This is a genomic window from Streptomyces sp. NPDC014733, from assembly GCF_043083385.1.
GTDB lineage: Bacteria > Actinomycetota > Actinomycetes > Streptomycetales > Streptomycetaceae > Streptomyces.
Genome location: NZ_JBIBYO010000003.1, coordinates 208,708 through 227,632, shown reverse-complemented (window position 1 = coordinate 227,632; position 18,925 = coordinate 208,708). Strand labels below are relative to the sequence as shown.

The 18,925-nt window shown below is 75.0% G+C and carries 16 protein-coding genes; 3 read left to right on the top strand and 13 right to left on the bottom strand.

All coding sequences use genetic code 11. The features are described from left to right. Positions 1-22 precede the first annotated feature (22 nt). From ACF1BH_RS09260 to infC, 9 genes are all read right to left on the bottom strand, one after another. Positions 23-1,360, bottom strand: a complete 1,338-nt coding sequence (locus ACF1BH_RS09260; RefSeq protein WP_391641804.1) for a transcriptional regulator — start codon at positions 1,358-1,360, stop codon at positions 23-25. 96 nt (positions 1,361-1,456) lie between these two features. Next, entirely contained in the window at positions 1,457-2,761 is a 1,305-nt protein-coding gene (locus ACF1BH_RS09255) for a PP2C family protein-serine/threonine phosphatase (RefSeq protein ID WP_391641803.1), read from the bottom strand. 457 nt (positions 2,762-3,218) lie between these two features. After that, positions 3,219-5,744 carry a phenylalanine--tRNA ligase subunit beta gene (pheT, locus tag ACF1BH_RS09250; RefSeq protein WP_391641802.1) on the bottom strand — a complete coding sequence of 842 codons (2,526 nt, stop codon included), beginning with the start codon at positions 5,742-5,744 and terminating at the stop codon, positions 3,219-3,221. 1 nt (position 5,745) lies between these two features. Then, positions 5,746-6,870 carry a phenylalanine--tRNA ligase subunit alpha gene (pheS, locus tag ACF1BH_RS09245; protein ID WP_391641801.1) on the bottom strand — a complete coding sequence of 375 codons (1,125 nt, stop codon included), beginning with the start codon at positions 6,868-6,870 and terminating at the stop codon, positions 5,746-5,748. Positions 6,871-7,049: 179 nt separating this feature from the next. After that, a complete protein-coding gene (locus ACF1BH_RS09240; protein WP_391642192.1) occupies positions 7,050-8,141 on the bottom strand; it encodes an ATP-binding protein in 1,092 nt (363 codons plus the stop codon). A 121-nt stretch (positions 8,142-8,262) separates the two neighbouring features. Continuing rightward, positions 8,263-9,117 carry a TrmH family RNA methyltransferase gene (locus ACF1BH_RS09235; protein ID WP_391641800.1) on the bottom strand — a complete coding sequence of 285 codons (855 nt, stop codon included), beginning with the start codon at positions 9,115-9,117 and terminating at the stop codon, positions 8,263-8,265. Between the two features lie 117 nt (positions 9,118-9,234). Continuing rightward, positions 9,235-9,618, bottom strand: coding sequence for a 50S ribosomal protein L20 (rplT, locus tag ACF1BH_RS09230; RefSeq protein WP_030278319.1), 384 nt, complete (start codon positions 9,616-9,618; stop codon positions 9,235-9,237). Between the two features lie 101 nt (positions 9,619-9,719). Further along, entirely contained in the window at positions 9,720-9,914 is a 195-nt protein-coding gene (rpmI, locus tag ACF1BH_RS09225; RefSeq protein WP_030278317.1) for a 50S ribosomal protein L35, read from the bottom strand. A 119-nt stretch (positions 9,915-10,033) separates the two neighbouring features. Beyond that, positions 10,034-10,729, bottom strand: coding sequence for a translation initiation factor IF-3 (infC, locus tag ACF1BH_RS09220; RefSeq protein WP_391641799.1), 696 nt, complete (start codon positions 10,727-10,729; stop codon positions 10,034-10,036). A gap of 352 nt (positions 10,730-11,081) precedes the next feature. On the opposite strand from infC, the gene ACF1BH_RS09215 reads away from it, so the two are divergent. Next, the gene (locus tag ACF1BH_RS09215; protein WP_391641798.1) at positions 11,082-11,462 is read left to right on the top strand and encodes a DUF1844 domain-containing protein; all 381 of its coding nucleotides are present in this window, start codon (positions 11,082-11,084) and stop codon (positions 11,460-11,462) included. Between the two features lie 75 nt (positions 11,463-11,537). On the opposite strand, the gene ACF1BH_RS09210 is transcribed toward ACF1BH_RS09215, so the two are convergent. Together ACF1BH_RS09210 and ACF1BH_RS09205 are read right to left on the bottom strand one after the other, a co-directional pair. Next, positions 11,538-12,275: an MIP family channel protein gene (locus ACF1BH_RS09210; RefSeq protein WP_391641797.1), complete on the bottom strand. Its 738-nt coding sequence runs from the start codon at positions 12,273-12,275 to the stop codon at positions 11,538-11,540. Positions 12,276-12,389: 114 nt separating this feature from the next. Beyond that, positions 12,390-13,124: an SseB family protein gene (locus ACF1BH_RS09205; protein ID WP_391641796.1), complete on the bottom strand. Its 735-nt coding sequence runs from the start codon at positions 13,122-13,124 to the stop codon at positions 12,390-12,392. A 127-nt stretch (positions 13,125-13,251) separates the two neighbouring features. Between ACF1BH_RS09205 and ACF1BH_RS09200 the strand changes: the two genes are divergently transcribed. Continuing rightward, positions 13,252-13,692, top strand: a complete 441-nt coding sequence (locus ACF1BH_RS09200) for a PPOX class F420-dependent oxidoreductase (protein WP_391641795.1) — start codon at positions 13,252-13,254, stop codon at positions 13,690-13,692. Between the two features lie 133 nt (positions 13,693-13,825). On the opposite strand, the gene mycP is transcribed toward ACF1BH_RS09200, so the two are convergent. Together mycP and ACF1BH_RS09190 are read right to left on the bottom strand one after the other, a co-directional pair. Beyond that, entirely contained in the window at positions 13,826-15,013 is a 1,188-nt protein-coding gene (gene mycP, locus ACF1BH_RS09195) for a type VII secretion-associated serine protease mycosin (RefSeq protein WP_391641794.1), read from the bottom strand. Further along, positions 15,010-16,125, bottom strand: a complete 1,116-nt coding sequence (locus ACF1BH_RS09190) for a hypothetical protein (protein WP_391641793.1) — start codon at positions 16,123-16,125, stop codon at positions 15,010-15,012. Before ACF1BH_RS09190 ends, mycP begins: the two co-directional genes overlap by 4 nt. Positions 16,126-17,611: 1,486 nt before the next feature. Here ACF1BH_RS09190 and ACF1BH_RS09185 point away from each other — a divergent pair. Then, positions 17,612-18,829 (top strand): amino acid deaminase/aldolase, encoded by a 1,218-nt coding sequence (locus tag ACF1BH_RS09185; protein WP_391641792.1) that lies wholly within the window; start codon positions 17,612-17,614, stop codon positions 18,827-18,829. The last annotated feature ends 96 nt before the right edge of the window (positions 18,830-18,925 follow it).

Below are 18,925 nucleotides of genomic sequence, written 5' to 3'. Positions count from 1 at the left end.
ACGGGCCCGGTGCGGGATCGACCTACAGCGGTATGCGCAGCACCTCGTCGATGAGATCGGCCGCCGCGTCGGTCGCGGAGCTACCGGTCTCCGCCAGATGTTCGCGTACCGCCCGCAGCCGGTCCCGTAAGCGCTGGGACTCCACGCCCCTGGCCCGCTCGGTCATCTGCGCCGCGTTGGCCGCGGCCCGGTCCGCGTCACCCTGGCGCAGCTCGATGTGGGTGAGCATCGCCAGCCGGTGGACCCGGCCCCGGTCGTGTGCGGGAGTGTCCACGGCGGCGTCCGCCTGCTCCCGTGCGGCCCGCAGATCACCGAGGCTCAGCAGCGCCTCCGCGACCTGGACGTTCACCAGGCCCGGCTGGACGTAGCCGGTCTCGGCCGGCTCCAGGCCCGGCCGGATGCGCTCGGCCGCCGCCTCCGCCTGCCGGATGCAGGCGAGTGCGCCCGCGCCGTCACCGAGCCGGGCGTAGGACTTGGCCTGCATCGCGTAGAGGTCGGCGGCGAGCGCCGGGGTGAGCTGCGGGCCCGCGGTCCGCAACGCCGCCTCCGCGAAGGCCACCGCCTGGCGGTACTCGCGCGAGAACAGCGACTGGTTGACCAGCAGCGCGATGATGTACGCGCCGAGCCCCCGGTCGCCGCTCGCCTTGGCGAGCCGCAGCGCCTGGTGGAAGTAGCGCTGTGCGAGGCCGAGCGCGTCCGAGTCGTAGGCGCAGATGCCCGCGACGGCGACCAGCCCGCCTGTCGCGCGGTGCAGCTGACGGCCCGTCGCGTCGCTGTAGGCGCCGCGCAGCAGCGGCGCCGCCTCGGTGTTGAGGAACCCCACGATCCGCGCACGCGTCGCCACCCCGCCGGCCTTGCGGTACAGATGCTCGTAGTGCGTGCGGGCCGCGCGCAGCATCTCGATGTCGGCCATCCCCACCCGCGCCTGCCCGTCCCGCGAGACGTCGGAGTCCTCGGGCGGGTTCTCCCACTCCCACACGGGCATCACCGCGGAGGTCCCGGTGAGCGCCGGGGCGTCCACGACGTGGGCGCGCTGCTGTTCGTCGGAGCGCCACAGGGCGGTGGCGCGTTCGACGAAGCCGGAGAGCGGGGTGGTGGCGGAGCGGCGTGCCCCGGGGCGGCCGAGACCGATGTCGTCCAGGCCGACCGGCCGGTGCAGCCGCGCCGCGAGGATTTCGCAGATCAGGTCGGGCACCTGGCCGCGCGGGCGCTGGCCCTTGAGCCAGCGGGCCACCGCGGTGTGTTCGTAGCGCAGTGCCAGGCCGCGATGGCGGCCGAGTTGGTTGATACGTGCCGCGAGGCCGGCGTGCGAGATGCCCGCCTCGTCGAGGATCGCGTCGAGCAGGGTATTGGGCTCCATCAACCGGCCTCCCGGTACGCCGGGCCCGCCCACGGGCCGCGGGCTCCGGCCTCTTCGCCGTACGGACTCCGTACGTCCAGGGTAGTGAACCGCGGCTCACACGGGGTGTGAAGACGCCTCGTCACCGGCGGTGTGCGGGGCGGCGGCAGCGGACCGGGCCCGCTCGCCCGACGCGCCCATCCGGGCCGGACGCCGGGGAACCGGGCCCTGCGGCCGCGGAGGGGCGGGCTCCTCGACGCGGGCCGCCGGGCGGCCGGGGCCCGCGGGCGCCGGGGCGGGGGCGCGCGGCGGTGCGGCGCTCAGCATCACCAGCGCCACATCGTCGGTGAGTTGCCCGCGGGCGTGCCGCAGCAAGGCGTCGTGGACGCCGCCGACCACCGCGTCCGCCCGCGCTCCGGCGAACCGCCGCACCGTTTCGACCAGCGGGAAGAACCCGCCGTCCACGCCCCGCGCGTCATGTGCGCCGTCGGTGTAGAGCAGCAGCCCCTCCCCCGGCGTCAGCCGCCCGCACTCCGTCGTCTCCAGCGCGCGGGGCAGCGGGAACAGGCCGAGCGGCGGCAGCGGTTCCGCGCGGACGACGGGCTCCACCACACCGGGCGCGACGCGGTACGGCCACGGGTGACCGCAGTTGAGCGCCCGGGCCGTGCCGTCCGGCGCGACCTCCAGCAGCAGCACCGTCACGAACTCCTCGGAGTCCGGACCGAGCGGCGCGGCGTCCGTGGCCGGGTCGCGCCCGGCTAGATGACGGGCGTGCGCGCGCTCCAACCGCCGTAGCAGACCGCTCAGTTCGGCCTCGTCGTGCGCGGCCTCGCGGAAGCAGCCGAGCATCGCGGCGACCGTGGCGAGGGCCGCCAGCCCGTGGCCGCGCACATCGCCGATCACCGCCCGTACGCCGTACCGGGTGGCCACCACGTCGTAGAGGTCGCCGCCCATCGAGGCGCCCTCGTCGGCGGAGAGGTGGAGGGCGGCGGGGGCGACCGTGCCGATGCGCGGCGGCAGCGGGGGCAGCAGCGCCCGCTGTGCGGTGGCCGCCACCTCCCGGGCGCGGACCAGCTCCCGCACCAGCCGCAGCCGCCGCCCGGCGGTCAGATAGCTGGCGCACACCACCGTGAGGATCGCGGCGCAGTTGACGGCGCGGGCGGGCAGCCCGGGGCCGATCGGCGGTGCGCCGTCGAACGGCACGAGGGCGAGGAGGGCGCAGAGACCGCCCATCACGACGCAGAGCCGGCGGCCGGTGCCCGCGCAGGCGATGGCCGGGGCGGCGGCGAGCAGTTGGAGCAGCTGTCCGCTGCTGGGCCAGGACAGCTCCCAGGCCAGCACGGCGAACACCCACAGGCCGGGCAGGGCGAGGACGAAGGTCCACCGGGTGCGTGTGACGTCGGCGCGCGCTCCGTCGCTCACCCGACTACGGATCATGCCGATGGTCCCCCTTGCCTGTGGTTCCCACAGCGGGCTGCGCGGCGGTCGAGCCGCCCCTGTCCTACGGACGGCGGGCCGTATCGGCCGCAACGATTGTGTCGACGTTACGTGCCCGGACCCCCACGGTGCGCATCTGTATCACTCCATCGGGTGAGGTGGTACGGGGCGCACACAAGGGCGCGTCCGGACCTGCGCGAATGCGCCCCGCGGGGGTGCGCGGGGGCTTCGGAAGGGGGTGGCGCGGGGTGGCTGAAGAACCGGTACACCGCCTGTCGCGCGGGAGGTGTCGCCGCCTCGTCCGGGCCTTTCAGAGCCCTGCGGGCGGCCCCGTGGGAGGGTGACGCGGGCTCCCGGAAAAGGCGAGGGCACGACCGGCGGCGGTGCCGGTCGTGCCCTCACTCCTTCGTGTGCCCCGTGCCGTCAACGGCACGGTCCACCGTCAGCCTCGCAGCACCGCCCCGGTGTGCTCGGCGGCGGCCGCGACCGCCGCGTCACGGGCGGCCGACGCCTCCTCGGCGGTCAACGTGCGGTCGGCGGCGCGGAAGCGCAGCGCGTACGCCAGCGACTTCTTCCCGGCACCCACCTGCTCACCGCTGAAGACGTCGAACAGCCGCAGCGACTCCAGCAGCTCGCCCGCGCCGGAGCGCAGCGCGGCCTCCACGGCGGCGGCCGGGACCGAGGCGTCGACGATGAGCGCGACGTCCTGCGTGGCCACCGGGAACGACGAGATCCGCGGCGCCCGCAGCGGGCCGTCGGCGGCGGCCTCGACGCGGTCCAGGTCGATCTCCATCGCGCAGGTGCGCTCCGGCAGACCCAGCGCCTTGATGACGCGCGGGTGCAGCTCACCGGCGTGGCCGACGACCTCCTCCGCGCCGCCGACGGTCACCACGAGCGCGGCGCAGCGGCCCGGGTGCCAGGGCGCCAGCTGGTCCTGACGGACGATCAGCTCGACACCGGCCTCCCTCGCGACGCTGCGGCCCGCCTCGACGGCGTCCGCCCACGTCGCCGGGCGGCCCTTGCCCCACCAGCCGGCCTGCTCGCGGGCGCCGGCGAGCACCACGGCGGCGCGGCGCGGCTGGCCCGGGAGCGCGGCGTTCAGCTCCGCGATCTCCTCGTCGGTCGGACGGCGGTCCACGGGCAGCCGGACCGCGGGCTTCTCGGCACCGGTCGGCAGGAAGACCTGGCCGGTCTCGAAGAGCGCGAGGTCGTGCGTCCCCCGGCCGTCGTTCCGCCGCAGCGCGCCGAGGAGGCCCGGGATCAGCGTCGTGCGCAGATCGGGCTCCTCGTCGGAGAGCGGGTTGACGAGCGTGACGGTGCGGCGGCGCGCATCGCCCGGCTCGATGCCGAGCTGGTCGAGGACGGCCGCGCCCATGAACGGGTAGTTCAGCGCCTCGGCGTACCCGGCACCGGCCAGCGCCCGGCCGACCCGGCGGTGCAGCCGCTGCCGCTCGGTCAGACCGCGGCCGGCGGGCGGCAGCGGGAGCGTGGAGGGGAGGTTCTCGTAGCCCTCCAGCCGGATGACCTCTTCGGCGAGGTCGTTCGGGTCGGTGAGGTCCGGCCGCCAGGACGGCACGGTGACGACCAGCTCGTCCTGACCGTAGACGTCGCAGCCGACCTGCTGGAGGCGGCGGACGACGGTCTCCCGGCCGTACTCGACACCGGCGACCTTGTCCGGGTGCGAGGCCGGGATGGTGAGGGTGCGCGGGGCGCTGGGCGAGACGATCTCGGTGACGCCCGGATCGGCGGTGCCGCCGGCCAGCAGCACCAGCAGATCGACGGTGCGCTGCGCCGCGGCGGACGCCGCCTGCGGGTCCACACCGCGCTCGAAGCGGCGCGACGCCTCGGACGACAGCTTGTGGCGACGGGCCGTACGGGCGATGGAGAGCGCGTCGAAGTGCGCCGCCTCGATCACCACGTCGGTGGTGCCGCGCACCTCGCCGGTCTCCGGGTCGCTGACGCCCCGGGCGATCTCGGTGTTGGCGCCGCCCATGACACCGGCCAGGCCGATCGGACCACGGTCGTCGGTGATGACGAGGTCCTCGGTGTCCAGCACGCGCTTGACGCCGTCGAGGGTGGTGATCTCCTCGCCGCCGGTGGCGCGGCGGACGCCGATCGGGCCCTGGACCGTGGCGCGGTCGTAGGCGTGCAGCGGCTGGCCCAGCTCCAGCATCACGTAGTTGGTGACGTCCACGGCGAGCGAGACCGGGCGCATCCCGGCCTTCTGCAGCCGGCGCTGGAGCCAGATCGGCGAGCGCGCCTCGGGGCTCAGGCCGCTGACCGTACGGGCGGTGAAGCGGCCGCAGCCGATCGGGTCGGAGACCTTCACGGCGTATCCGCCGGAGTTCGGCGGCGGGACGTCGAGCAGCGCCGGGTCGCGCAGCGGCAGGCCGTAGGCGGTGGCGGTCTCGCGGGCGACGCCGCGCAGCGAGAGGCAGTAGCCGCGGTCGGGGGTGACCGCGATGTCCAGCACCTCGTCGACGAGCTGGAGCAGCTCGATGGCGTCGGCGCCGACCTCGGTCTCCGGGGGCAGCACGATGATGCCGCCGCTGCCGTCGTCGCCCATGCCCAGCTCGTCGCCGGAGCAGATCATGCCGTGCGACTTCTTGCCGTACGTCTTGCGCGCGGAGATCTTGAAGTCGCCGGGGAGGACGGCGCCGGGCAGGACCACGACGACCTTGTCGCCGACGGCGAAGTTCCGGGCGCCGCAGACGATCTCCTGCGGCTCGCCGGTGCCGTTGGCGTCGCCGACGTCGACGGTGCAGAAGCGGATCGGCTTCTTGAAGCCCTCCAGCTCCTCGATGGTCAGCACCTGGCCGACCACCAGCGGGCCGGTCAGACCCTCGCCGAGCTTCTCGACCGTCTCGACCTCCAGGCCGACGGCGACGAGCTTGGTCTGTACGTCACGGCCGGTCTCGGTCGCCGGCAGGTCGACGTACTCCCGCAGCCAGGAAAGCGGGACACGCATCTCAGATCTCCATCCCGAACGGCCGGGTGAACCGGACGTCGCCCTCGAACATGTCGCGCATGTCTTCCACGTTGTGCCGGAACATCAGCATCCGGTCGATGCCGAAGCCGAACGCGAACCCGCTGTACTTCTCCGGGTCCACACCGCAGGCGGTCAGCACCCGGGGGTTGACCATGCCGCAGCCGCCCAGCTCGATCCAGCCCTCGCTGGAGCAGGTGCGGCAGGGGCGGTCCGGGTTGCCGACGGAGGCGCCGCGGCAGACGTAGCAGACCATGTCCATCTCGGCGGACGGCTCGGTGAACGGGAAGTAGTTCGGCCGCAGGCGGGTGGTCATGTCCGGACCGAAGAGCGCCTGGACCATGTGGTCGAGGGTGCCCTTGAGGTCCGCCATGGTCAGGCCCTCGTCGACGGCGAGCAGCTCGATCTGGTGGAAGACCGGGGAGTGCGTGGCGTCCAGCTCGTCGGTGCGGTAGACCCGCCCCGGGCAGACGACGTAGACCGGCGGCTCGCGGTCGACCAGCGTACGGGCCTGGACCGGCGAGGTGTGGGTACGCAGCACGACGCCGGACTCATCGCCCTTGGTGCCCTCACCCTGGACGAAGAAGGTGTCCTGCATCTGGCGCGCGGGGTGGTCCGGCACGAAGTTGAGCGCGTCGAAGTTGAACCACTCCGCCTCGACCTCGGGGCCCTCGGCGACCTCGTAGCCCATCGCGACGAAGACGTCGGCGACCCGCTCCATGAAGGTGGTCAGCGGGTGACGGGCGCCGGCGGGCGTGCGGTCGTACGGCAGGGTGACGTCCACCGCCTCCTCGACCAGCACGCGGGCGTCACGCTCCGCCTCCAGCTCCTCCTGGCGGGCCTTGAGCGCCTGGTTCACCCGGCCGCGGGCCTGGCCGACGCGCTTGCCGGCCTCCGCCTTGGCCTGCGGGGGCAGGGCGCCGATCTCGCGGTTGGCGAGGGCGAGCGGCGAGGTGCCACCGGTGTGCGCGATCTTCGCCTGGGCGAGCGCTTCGAGGTCGCCCGCGGCGGCGATGGCGGCCAGCGCCTCGTCCAGCCGGGCGGCGATCTCTTCCGGTTTCAGGGCTTCGACCTCGACAGGGTCGTACGACTTATTGGGTGCGGACATCTCTTCCCGTGCTTCCGGTGGTCTGGCTTGGCTTCACGCCTCTTCGATCACAAACTTCGGATGCCGAGCCCGCGCTGTGCCCGCGATGCTTGTGCGCCAAAGGTGCCAAAGGGCAAGTCTAAGGGGACGGGCCGACAGCGCCGGTCCGAGCCCCGGGCGGGGCGCCCGCCGCCGGACGGTCACGCCATGAAGGCCGGGGTGGCGGCGGGCAGCACGAAGCGGAACTCGGCGCCGCCCGCGGGGGCCCGGCCGACGGTGATGGCGCCGCCGTGTGCCTCGATGATGCCTTTGACGATGTAGAGGCCGAGACCGGTGCCGCCGCGTTTGCTGCCACGCCAGAAGCGGGTGAAGACCCGGCCCATGGACTCCTCCGGGATCCCCGCCCCCTCGTCGCCCACCGTCACCGCCGTCCCCTCCCCGCTGGTCACCGTGGCTGCCGTCACCTCGATGGTGACGGTTCCCTCGCCGTGCCGCACCGCATTTTCCAGCAGGTTGCTCAGCACCTGGTCGACCTTGTCCGGGTCGGCCCACAGATCGGGCAGCGCCCCGCACACCCGGATCATGAAGCGGCCCGGGGCGCGCCCCGCGGTGATCTGCGCCTGGACGTGCCGCCGCACCGCCGCGACCATGTCGATCCGCTGGCGGCGCACCTCCAGCCGCCCGGAGTCGATGCGGGAGATGTCCAGCAGCTCGGCGATGAGCCGGGTGACCCGGTGCGCGTCGGCGTCGACGGTCTCCAGCATCAGCCGCTTCTGGTCGTCGGTGAACCGCTCCCACTTCCGCAGCAGCGTGGCGGTGAACCCCTTGACGGAGGTCAGCGGCGAGCGCAGTTCATGGGCGACGGTCGCGATCAGCTCGGCGTGGCTGACCTCCGTACGCCGCCGGGCCTCGGTGCCGCGCAGCGAGACGACCAGCCGGCGCAGCGGCCCGCCCCGGCCGTCGCGGAGGTAGCGGGCGGAGACCAGCACCTCGCGGCCGCCGAGCAGCAGATTGCGCTCCGGCTGCCCGCTCCGGATGGCGAGACCGCCGTACGGGTCGGTCAGCCGCCACCAGCGGCGGCCCTCCATGTCCTGGAGCGGCAGCGCCTCGTCCAGGGGACGGCCGAGGGCATCGGCCGCCGCGATGCCGGTGATCTTCGCGGCGGCGGCGTTGAAGCAGATGACGGTGGACTCGGCGTCGGCGACGACCAGCCCGTCGGGCAGCTCGTCCGGCGCCACCGCCGGCCCGTCCGCCGCTCTTTCGGCCGCCCGGCCCGGCGGCCCGCCGCCCATGTCGTCCGGTGTCCTCGCGTCCATTCCCACCAGCCCCCTCCGGCCCCGGCTCGTCACCCTACTGACAACACCGGCGGACGGCCCGGGGTTGCGCCGCCGGGCGACACCCGGCCGGACGGGATCAGACGGACGGGACGGCGCGGCAGCCGCCCGCGGTGCGCTGGGCGCGGGCCGAGGCATAGAGGCAGACGGCGGCGGCGGTGGCGAGGTTGAGGCTCTCGGCCTTGCCGTGGATGGGCACCCGGACGACGGCGTCGGCCAGCGCGCGGGTCTCCTCCGGCAGGCCCCACGCCTCGTTGCCGAAGACCCAGGCGGTGGGGCCGCCCATGGAACCGGCGTCCAGCTCCGCGTCGAGGTCGCGGTCGCCCGCACCGTCGGCGGCCAGCAGTCGCGCCCCCACGCCGCGCAGCCCGGCCATCACCTGCTCGACGGGGACGCCGACGGCGACCGGCAGGTGGAAGAGCGAGCCGACCGAGGCGCGGACGGACTTGGGGTTGTAGAGGTCGACGGAGGCGTCGGTGAGGACCACCGCGTCGGCCCCGGCGGCATCGGCGCAGCGCAGGACCGTACCGGCGTTGCCGGGGTCGCGGACGTGCGCGAGGACGGCGATCAGCTTCGGGCGGGCGGCGAGGACGTCCTCGAACGGTGTGTCGAGGAAGCGGCAGACGCCGACCAGGCCCTGCGGGGTGACCGTCTGGGAGATCTCGGCGACGGTGCGGTCGTCGGCGTGGTGGACGCGGACCCCGGCGGCGTGCGCGGCGGCGACGATCTCGGCGTGCCGCTCGGCCGCCTCGACGGTCGCGAACAGCTCGACGAGGGTGGGCTCGCCGCCGGTGCGGTGCGCGATGGCCTCGCGTACGGCCTGCGGGCCCTCGGCGATGAACCGGCGCTCCCTGGCCCGGAAGGCGCGGCGGGCCAGCCGCCGGGCGGCGGAGACTCGCGGGGACCGCGGGGAGATCAGCTCGGGGGTGCCCATGGGCGGCGGCTCGCTTCTGTGGTTCGGTGCGGGGAGAGGCGGGTGCGTCCGGTGAAAAGGCGGCGGACCCGCAGGCCGGTGCCTGCGGGTCCGCTCGTCACGTCGTCAGGCCGGTGTTCAGGCGGCCTTCGGGGCGTTGACGTCGCTCGGGAGCGCCTTCTGGGCGACCTCGACGAGCGCGGCGAACGCGTTCTCGTCGTTGACGGCCAGGTCCGCGAGGATCTTGCGGTCGACCTCGATGCTGGCGGCCTTCAGACCCTGGATGAAGCGGTTGTAGGTCATGCCGTTGGCGCGGGCAGCGGCGTTGATGCGCTGGATCCACAGCTGACGGAAGTCGCCCTTGCGCTTCTTGCGGTCGTTGTAGTTGTAGACGAAGGAGTGGGTCACCTGCTCCTTGGCCTTGCGGTACAGGCGCGAACGCTGACCGCGGTAACCGCTGGCCTGCTCCAGGATCGCCCGGCGCTTCTTGTGGGCGTTGACCGCCCGCTTGACGCGTGCCACTTCTTAACTCCTTGTAGCGGGGCCGTGGTGGTCGTCACACGGCCCGATTCGATTAGTCCCGGTCCTGGTCGCGCGCCCCGTGCGGAGAGGGGCGCGGCGACTCACTTGCCGAGAAGCTTCTTGATCTTCTTGGCGTCGCCCGGGGCCATCTCGGCGTTGCCGGTGAGGCGACGCGTCACGCGGGACGACTTGTGCTCGAGCAGGTGGCGCTTGCCGGCGCGCTCGCGCAGCACCTTGCCGGAGCCGGTGACCTTGAAGCGCTTGCTGGTCCCGCTGTGCGTCTTGTTCTTCGGCATGCGCCGTTCTCTCCTCGTCAGTGGCGCTCCCTACCGGCCCGAGCCGTACGGGAGCGTCAGATGTATCGGTTGTGTCCGGGGCGGGTGCCCCGGCGCGATGTCCGGGGCACGCCCGGGAATCACGCCTCGGCGGGCTCCTCGTGGGACTCCGCGGCCCCGCCCTGACGCTCCGCCTTGCGGGCGGCCTGCGCCTCACGGGCCTCGGCCATCGCCTCGGTCTTCTTCTTGTGCGGACCGAGGACCATGATCATGTTCCGGCCGTCCTGCTTCGGATTCGACTCGATGAAGCCGAGGTCCTCCACATCGGCCGCGAGCCGCTGCAGCAGCCGGAAGCCCAGCTCGGGGCGGGACTGCTCGCGACCACGGAACATGATCGTGATCTTGACCTTGTCACCCTGCTTGAGGAACCGAACGACGTGACCCTTTTTGGTGTCGTAGTCGTGCGGGTCGATCTTCGGCCGGAGCTTCATCTCCTTGATGACCGTGTGCGCCTGGTTCTTGCGCGCCTCACGGGCCTTCATGGCCGACTCGTACTTGAACTTTCCGTAGTCCATGAGCTTGCAGACCGGCGGACGTGCGTTCGCGGCCACCTCGACCAGGTCGAGGTCGTACTCCTGCGCAAGCTCCAGGGCCTTGGCAAGCGGCACGATGCCGACCTGCTCGCCGCTGGGACCGACGAGTCGCACCTCGGGGACGCGAATCCGGTCGTTGATGCGGGGCTCGGCGCTGATGGATCCTCCTCGGTAGCACCACGCGACGGCCTGGCGGACTGCCGCGTCAGTTCTGTTTCGGTGTGACCAACCGCGCCGGTTCATCAAAAAACGCCCCGGACGGGACACAGGCGGGGCTCCGTGAAAGGTTCAGGAACACCGCCGCGAAGGTCTCCGCGGGGCGCAGCCGGACCGTTGACCCGCCAACCCTGAGGTCGGTCGGGTGGGAGATCGGAGCCTCCACTTGTGGGCCGGTCACCTGGGTGTCCGGCCGGTCGGAACACCAGAATACACGAGTCAAGAGGTGACCCCCAGGCGGATGCGGACATCCGTGCGGAAGGGGCCGAATCCGCGGGGCGTACGGCGCGGGCGCCGCGTCCGGCCGGGGACGGGGACCGTCCGGGCGGGTCTTAGGCTGGACGCGATCCCCTCCCGGCAGGAAGCGAAGCACCCCGACATGAGTGACCAGACCCCGCAGCAGCCCGACGCCCCGGACGCGTCGGAAACGGACTTCGACGCGATGACCCGCGACATCGCGGACGTCCCGGCGGTCGAGGTGATCACCACCGTCGCCGTGCACCTGATGAGCTCCGCCGCGGTCAACCTCGGGCTCGCCGAGGAGGGCGACGCCCACAAGGACCTCGACGAGGCACGGAAGCTGATCCACGCGCTCGCCGGCCTGGTGACGGCCAGCGCCACCGAGATCGGCTCGTACCACGCGGCGCCGCTGCGCGACGGCCTCAAGTCGCTCCAGCTGGCCTTCCGCGAGGCGTCGGTCGTCCCGGACGAGCCGGGCCAGGGGCCGGGCGAGAAGTTCACCGGGCCGGTCTACGGCTGACCCGGCACCCGCAGAAATACCGAGGAGCCCCGGACCGCGCGGTCCGGGGCTCCTCGGTATTTCTGCGGGGCGCCGTCAGTCCTTCTCCGGCTGGGCGGCGGCTTCGTCGGCGACGGCTGCCGGGGCGTACGGCGGGTGGGTGTAGCGGTGCACGAGCGCGGCGATCGCGCCGCCGATCAGCGGGGCGACGATGAACATCCACAGCTGGGTGATGGCGGCGCCGCCGGCGAAGAGCGCCGGGCCGATGCTGCGGGCGGGGTTGACCGACGTCCCGGTGAGCGGGATGCCGACGAGGTGGACCATGCCCAGCGCCAGGCCGATGGGCAGACCGGCGAAGCCGACGGCCGCCACCTTGTGCGTGACGGACAGCACGACGAAGACGAAGGCGAAGGTCAGCACGATCTCCACGACGAAGGCGCCGCCGGTGTTGAGGTGCACGGCGGAGCGGTCGCCCCAGCCGTTGGAGCCGAAGGACTCGCTGGTCCGCAGGCCCGGGATCTGCTTCGCGACCAGGAAGAGCACCGCCGCGCCGACGATGGCGCCCAGCACCTGCGCGATCCAGTACTCCACCGCCGTACGGAGGGTGATGCGGCGGGCCACCAGCATGCCCATCGTCACCGACGGGTTGATGTGGCTGCCGGAGATCGGGCCGATCGCGTAGACCATGGCCAGCATGACGAAGCCGAAGCTCAGCGCGATGCCGAAGGTTCCGATGTACTCACCGGCCAGCACCACGGCGCCGACGCCGAAGAACACCAGGAGCAGCGTGCCGAGGAATTCGGACAGGAGCGTGCGGGTCTCGGTGGTCTCCATAGGTGCTCTCCTCGCGTGGATCCCGAGCTGTTCTCGCATTCTGCGACCGGGGAGAGCGGCGCGCCCGTCGGGCGGGCGCGGCCCGGGGCCGGGTGGCGGGAGCGGCCGCCGGGGTCAGCGGCGGTAGAAGGGCTCCTCGGACGGCTCCGCGCCGGGCGGCAGCAGGGCCAGGTCGAGGCCGCGGACCAGCCGGGCGCGCAGTTCCTCGTCGGTGGCGAGGGACTCGGCCAGTCGGGGGGCGACGTCGGCGGCGGAGGCGTCGGGGGCGAGACCGAGGGCGAGGGTCGCATCGGTCTCGGCAGAGGGAGCCAGATGGGCGATGCGGACGGCGGGCTCGGCGGCGAGGAGGGTGCGCAGCGCGTCGAGGACGGCCGGGTCGGTGCGCGGGTCGGCGTCCTGGCGGCCCTCGGCGAGGGCGCGCAGGGCGGGGCCGGTGAGCTGGTAGGTGACGGGTCCGGCGAGGTCGACGACGACGGTGTCGGCCTTCTCGTGGGAGGCGGCCAGCAGCGCCTGGCGGAGCGGGACCGCCACCGGGCGGGCGTCGGCGCGCCAGCGCTTGAGGGTGTCCATCGAGGTGAAGGCGGGCAGCGCGCGGCGGCCGTCGGGGGCCTGGAGGGTGGGGACGGCCATGTCGCTGGTCTTCTCGCGGCGCAGGCCGTCGGGCCCGGTCTCGCTCTCGCCGAGGACGGCGACGACGGGCACCAGCACGCGGGCGCCGGAGAGGGCCGCGAGGAGCTGCGGTTCGGCGCTCCGGTCGCGGTCGTAGGCGGCCAGCGCGGCCGCGAGGGCCGGGTCGGCGGAGCCGTCGTCGTCGGAGAAACCGGGGTCCGGGATGTTCTTCTGCGCCACGGGGCGAGCCTAGCGGCACGGGGCCGCGGTGCCGGGGGCGGGTGCCGCGCGGCCACCGGCGCCGTGAGCCTCGCCACGCGGGGGCGGTGCGGGGTGTATCCGCCGTGGTGGGGGCAGGCTCGGCGCCATGATCGAATTGCCGAACGACATCCGCCGCCGGATCGAGGCGCCGACCTTCTGGTACGTCGCCACGGTCAACCCGGACGGCTCGCCGCATGTGAGCCCCATGTGGGTGGGGCTCGCCGGGGACCTGCTGCTGTTCAACACCTCCGTGGGACGGATCAAGGAGCGCAATCTCCGCCACGACCCGCGGGTGTGCCTGTCGCACGCGGACCCGGACGACCCGTACGACCGGGTGCAGATCCACGGCCGCGCCGTCCGCTTCGTCGAGGGCCCGGAGGCGGAGCGGAACATGGACGAGCTGGCGCGCGTCTACCGCGGCGCCGCGGGGTACGAGTGGCTGCTCCCCGGCGAGCAGCGCGTGATGGTGCTCATCGAGCCGGACCGGGCGCGCCGCGTCACAGGCGTCGAACCGCTGCCCCCGGGGGCGCCGGGAGCGGCGTCGTAGGGGAAGGATCCCGGGTGGCCCGTACGGGTCCGGGCCTGTCGTTCCCGGCGGGTCCGGGCCCTTCCGTCACCGGGGCCCGTCTTCCCGCTGCAGGCGTCCGGACGAGGGCCGGCGGCCCGGGTCTGCCCGCGCGTCAGCGGAAGAGGCGGGTGGGGTGGCGGTCGCGCCAGAGGGCCGCGGCGGCGGCGAGGAGGGCGGTGCCGGCGGCCGCGGCGGTCCAGGGGAACCAGCCCGCGGGGGCGGTGCCGTGGGCCTCGGCGGTGCGGCCTGGGCCGAAGTGGCGTGCGGTGTGGGCGGCGGGGGCCGGTTTCTGGGCGGTCGGTTCGAGGTCGGCCGCGGCCTTGAGGGCCGCGGCGGGGTCGACGGTGCCGGCGCCGCGGTCGTCGTCCCGGCCGCCGTCGGGGCGGTCCTGCGCGGTGTCCATGAGGAGCTGGCGGATCTGCGCGGGGCTCAGGCGGGGGTGCGCGGCGCGGATGAGCGCGACGGAGCCGGAGACGAAGGCGGCGGCCGGGCTGGTGCCCCAGCCCTCGTAGTAGGTGCGGTCGGGGTTGGCGGTGGCGACCTCGTCGCCCGGGGCGGCGACGGTGGCGTACCAGTGGCGGGTGGAGAAGTCCGCGCGGTTGCCGTAGCGGTCGACGGCGGTGACGGCGATGACGCCGGGATAGGCGGCCGGGTACGAGGCGCGGTTGCCCTCCTCACCGCCGTTGCCCGCGGAGGCGACGACGGGTATGCCCTTGCCGAGCGCGTACTGGACGGCGGCGTCCTCGCGGGGCTCGGGGTGGGCGGAGGCGCTGTCGTCGCCCAGGGAGAGGTTGATGACGTCGGCGCCGTGGTCGGCGGCGTAGCGGATGCCGTCGGCGAGGGCCCCGGCGCGTTCGGCGCGGGCGCGTTTCCGGGCCGGGTCGTCGTCCTCCAGGATCACCCGGACCGGGAGTATCCGGGACTCCGGGGCGATGCCGAGCACGCCGTCGCCCTTCTCCGGTCCATGCCCGTGACCTGCGATGATCCCGGCCATGCCGGTGCCGTGGACGGCCCACTGGGGGTCGCCCGGGCCGGCGCCGAAGCCGATGAGGTCCTCCTCGGGGGCGACCGAGCCGCGCAGGTCGGGGTGGTCGGCGTCGACGCCGGTGTCGAGGACGGCGACGGTGACGCCCTTGCCCTTGGTGGTGCGCCAGGCGTCCTGGGCGTGGATGGCCTCCAGGGCCCATTCCTGGGCGCGGATGCCGTCGGCGCGGGCCGGGGCGGCGGTCAGCAGCGGCGCCAGGGCAGCGGTCAGGGCCGCGGTCAGCGCGGCGGTGACGCGCAGCGGGGCTCGGGTCACGGGGATGCCTCCGTGGTGCGGGTGGTGCTGCCGGCCGCGGCGCGGAAGGTGGCCTCGATGCGGTCGGCGAGACCCTTGGCGTCGTGGCCGAGCCCGGCTTCCGCGGCCACGGTGGTGGTGCCGGGCCGGACGGCGTCCGCGGCGGGCTGCGGCGTGGTGACGGTGCGGCCGTCGGCGAACCCGGCGACGGCGGAGACGACGACCGGGATGTCGGTGAGCACCCGCACCGTCCAGGTGGCGCGCTGGTCGGCGCCGAAGGGGGCGGCCGGGGTGCCCTCGGGTGCGTAGGTGCGGGGCATGAGGTCCACGTCGTCGGCGAGGCCCTTGGCGGCGAAGCGGTGGCGCAGCGCCTTCATGGTGTCCTGGTCGGCCCTGGCGGTCCGGACGCCGACGGTGACGAGGTCGGTGCGGGTCGCGTCGACGTAGGTGGCGCGCAGTTGGCGGATGCATCCGGCCGGGGCGAGGGCCTTGGTCAGCTCCGGGTTCTCGGCGCCCCGGCAGGAGCGGTCCGGGGCGACGGCGACGCGGGTCCAGCGGCGGTCGGAGCCGCCCGGCCCGGCGCCGAGCCCGTCGACGACCGGCGGGAAAAGGGCGTCGACGGGGGCGTTGTGCCAGGCGTCGCGGCCGTTGTCGTACGCGATCTGGGCGGCGGTACGGGTGTCGGCGCCCTCGGTGAGCCAGCTCCCGGCCACCGCCCCGCACAGGAGCCCGGTGCCGAGCACGAGGCAGGCCGCGGCGGCGAACGCCCGGGAGATCGGGCGGCGCGGCGCGGACAGCGGACGGGGCGGGCCCAGCGGCCCGGCGGCCTGCGGCGGCAGCGGGGTACGCGGACGGAACGGCCCGCCGGAGCGCCCCGGGGGCGGGCCGGCGCCCGGTCCCCGGGTGGCGGCGCGGGTACGGGGCGCGGCTCCGCCGCCGGGCGCCCACAGGCCCTGGCTGCGGGCCAGATGGTAGGCGGCGGTGTCCCGGAAACCCGGTGCGGCGGCGGGCGCGGCCGCCGGGCGTGGGGGCGCGGACGGGGCGGGCGGCGCCGTGGGGCGCGCCGGTGCGGCGGGCGCGCTCGCGGGGCGCGTGGTGGCGCCCGTACGCCCCGGGCGCGGGGCGGTGTCCACCGGGGGTACGGCGGGCGGCGCCGCCGGGCGAGGCGGCGCCGGCAGGGCACCGTCCGGCCCGCGGACGGGGATCGCGGGATCCGGCGCCGGGGTCGCCGAGGCCGAGGTCCGCACGGGTGCGGCGGCCGGCGTCCGCGGCGGGGCGGATGCCTGCTCCGGAGCCGGGGCCGGTTCCGGGGAACGCGCGAAGACCGAGGCGGAGGTCGCCCCGGGTCCGTCCGTCCCCGGGCTGCCGTCCTCCGTCCCGACGGGCACCCGGCGCAGCACCGCCGTGGTCGCGTCCTCCTCGGGGGCCGAGGGGCCGGCGCCCGGGGAGGAGGGCCGGGACCGGGGCTGCGGCGGGACGGGCGGTGCGGCCGGGCCGGGCTCCGGCCGCGTGCCCTCTGCCGGGCCGGAACCGGGCTGCGCCCCGGAGCGCGCACCGGATGCGGTGGAGGACGAAGTCGTCCCCGCGCCGGACGCCCCGGAGCGCCCCGGGCCGGGCGGGGCGGATGCGCCCGTTCCCGCCGTCGCCGCGGGCCCCGCCGAAGGCCCGGGCCCCGGCGGCGTCGGCCCGTCATCGGGGCCTTCCCCGCCCGCGGGCCGTCCTGCCATGGACTCCCGCACCACGGGTACCTCCGGAAGGGATCGCGAGGACGCGGACGGCGCGGGGCCGTCCAGTTCGGCGGCGGGGCGGGACGGCGCGGGCGGGGCGGTCCGGGACGTGACGGGGGCGGCGCCCGCGGGGGCCTGCTGCGGCGGGGCGGCGGACGCCGGGCCGTCCAGGGCCGCGGCGGGCGGGACGGGGACACGCAGGGTCGTGGCGGGGACCGGCGAGGCACCGGCCGGGACCCGGGAGACGCCGGCCAGGCCGCCCTTCGCCGGGTCTCCTCCGGGGCGGCGGGGGCCCTCCGGGGACGACTCACCGCCCCGGCCGCGCGGACCGGAGGCCCGGCCCGGGGACTCGGCGGCGGCCTCTCCCCCACGGCGGCGGGCGCTCCCCGAACGGCCCTTCAGCAGCCGCCCCTTCGCCGCCCGGACCTTTCCGCCGCGCGCCTTCGGCTTCGGCGACCGGTCCTTCGCGGACGGTACGGCCGGTTCCGCCCCCGCGTCCGCCACCGGGTCCGTCAGCGGACGGGGCGGCACCGGCGGCGCATCCGGTGCGGCGGGCGGCGGGGCCGGGGCGTCGAGGCGGATCACCGGCAGGCTCGCCGTGTCGCGTTCCAGGTTGGCCGGGGGGTAGGACGGAGGCGGAGGTATCGGGGGGATTTTCCGCTTTCCGGCACGGTCCGCCTCGGTGCTCACCCGCGCCCCCCTCGCGCCACGCACCCGCCCCCGCACGGCAATCGGGGCAAGGTGGTCCATATCCCGTGAAAACGCCGCTGACCTGCTGGTGACGGCGTCCGGACACTCTACGGTCTCCGGTGGTCCGCCCCGTACCCCCGTGGCCGGTCCGCCGGGTTCCCGGCCCCTACCCAGCGGTAGCGGGGTCTGGCAGGCTGCCGCCATGCCCCAGGACCCCGCCGTCGCGTATGGCGACAAAGCCCGTTACGACCGTGCGACCGCCGGAATCGACGCGCCGCTGGCCGTCGTGGATCTGGCCGCCTTCGACGCGAACGCCGACGATCTGGTGCGCCGCGCCCAGGGCAAGCCGATCCGGGTCGCGAGCAAGTCGGTGCGCTGCCGGGCGCTGCTGGAGCGGGTGCTGGCCCGGGACGGCTTCGCGGGGATCATGAGTTTCACGCTCGACGAGTCGCTGTGGCTGGCGCGTTCGGGCTTCGGTGACGTGCTGCTGGCGTACCCGACCGCGGACCGCGCCGCACTGACCGAGCTGGCGAAGGACGCGCGGGCGGCCGCCGCGGTGACGGTGATGGTCGACGACCCGGCGCAGCTGGACCTGATCGACGCCTGCCGCCCCGCGGGCCGGGGCGCGGAGATCCGCGTCTGTCTGGAGCTGGACACCTCGTACCGCGTCGGCGGCGGCGCGCTGCGGGTCGGCGCCCGTCGCTCGCCGCTGCGCCGCCCCTCCCAACTGGCCGCACTGGCCGGGGAGGTGGTGCGCCGCCCCGGTTTCCGGCTGGTCGGGCTGATGGCGTACGAGGGGCATGTGGCGGGGGTGGGTGACGAGGTCGCGGGGCGGCCGGTGTTCTCGCGGACGGTGCGGATGATGCAGGCGGCGGCGCGCAAGGAGCTGGCGGCGCGGCGCTGGGAGGCGGTACGGGCGGTGCGGGCGGTGGCGCCGCGGCTGGAGTTCGTCAACGGCGGCGGCACCGGCAGTGTGCAGCACACCGCGGCGGAGGCGGCGGTCACCGAGATCGCGGCCGGTTCCGGGCTGTTCGTCCCGCGGCTGTTCGACAACTTCCGGTCGTTCCGGGGGCGTCCGGCGGCGCTCTTCGCCCAGCCGGTGGTGCGCCGCCCCGGGCCCGGCGTGGTGACGGTGCTGGGCGGCGGCTATCCGGCGTCGGGGGTGGCGGGCGCCGACCGGCTGCCGGAGCCGTATCTCCCGGCCGGGCTGCGCTACGACCCGCAGGAGGGGCCGGGCGAGGTGCAGACGCCGCTGCTGGGGGCGGCCGCCGACCGGCTGGCGCTCGGCGACAAGGTGTGGTTCCGCCACGCCAAGGCCGGCGAGCTGTGCGAACGGTTCGACGCGCTGCGGCTGGTGGACGGCGACCGGGTGGTGGCGACGGTGCCGACGTACCGGGGCGAGGGCCGGACGTTCCTGTGAGGTGACGGAGGACGCGGGGAACCCCGGGCGCCGTCACGGGCCCGGGGTTCCCCCGGTCCCGGACCCGTGGGGCCCGGTGGCCGGACCGCGCGCACA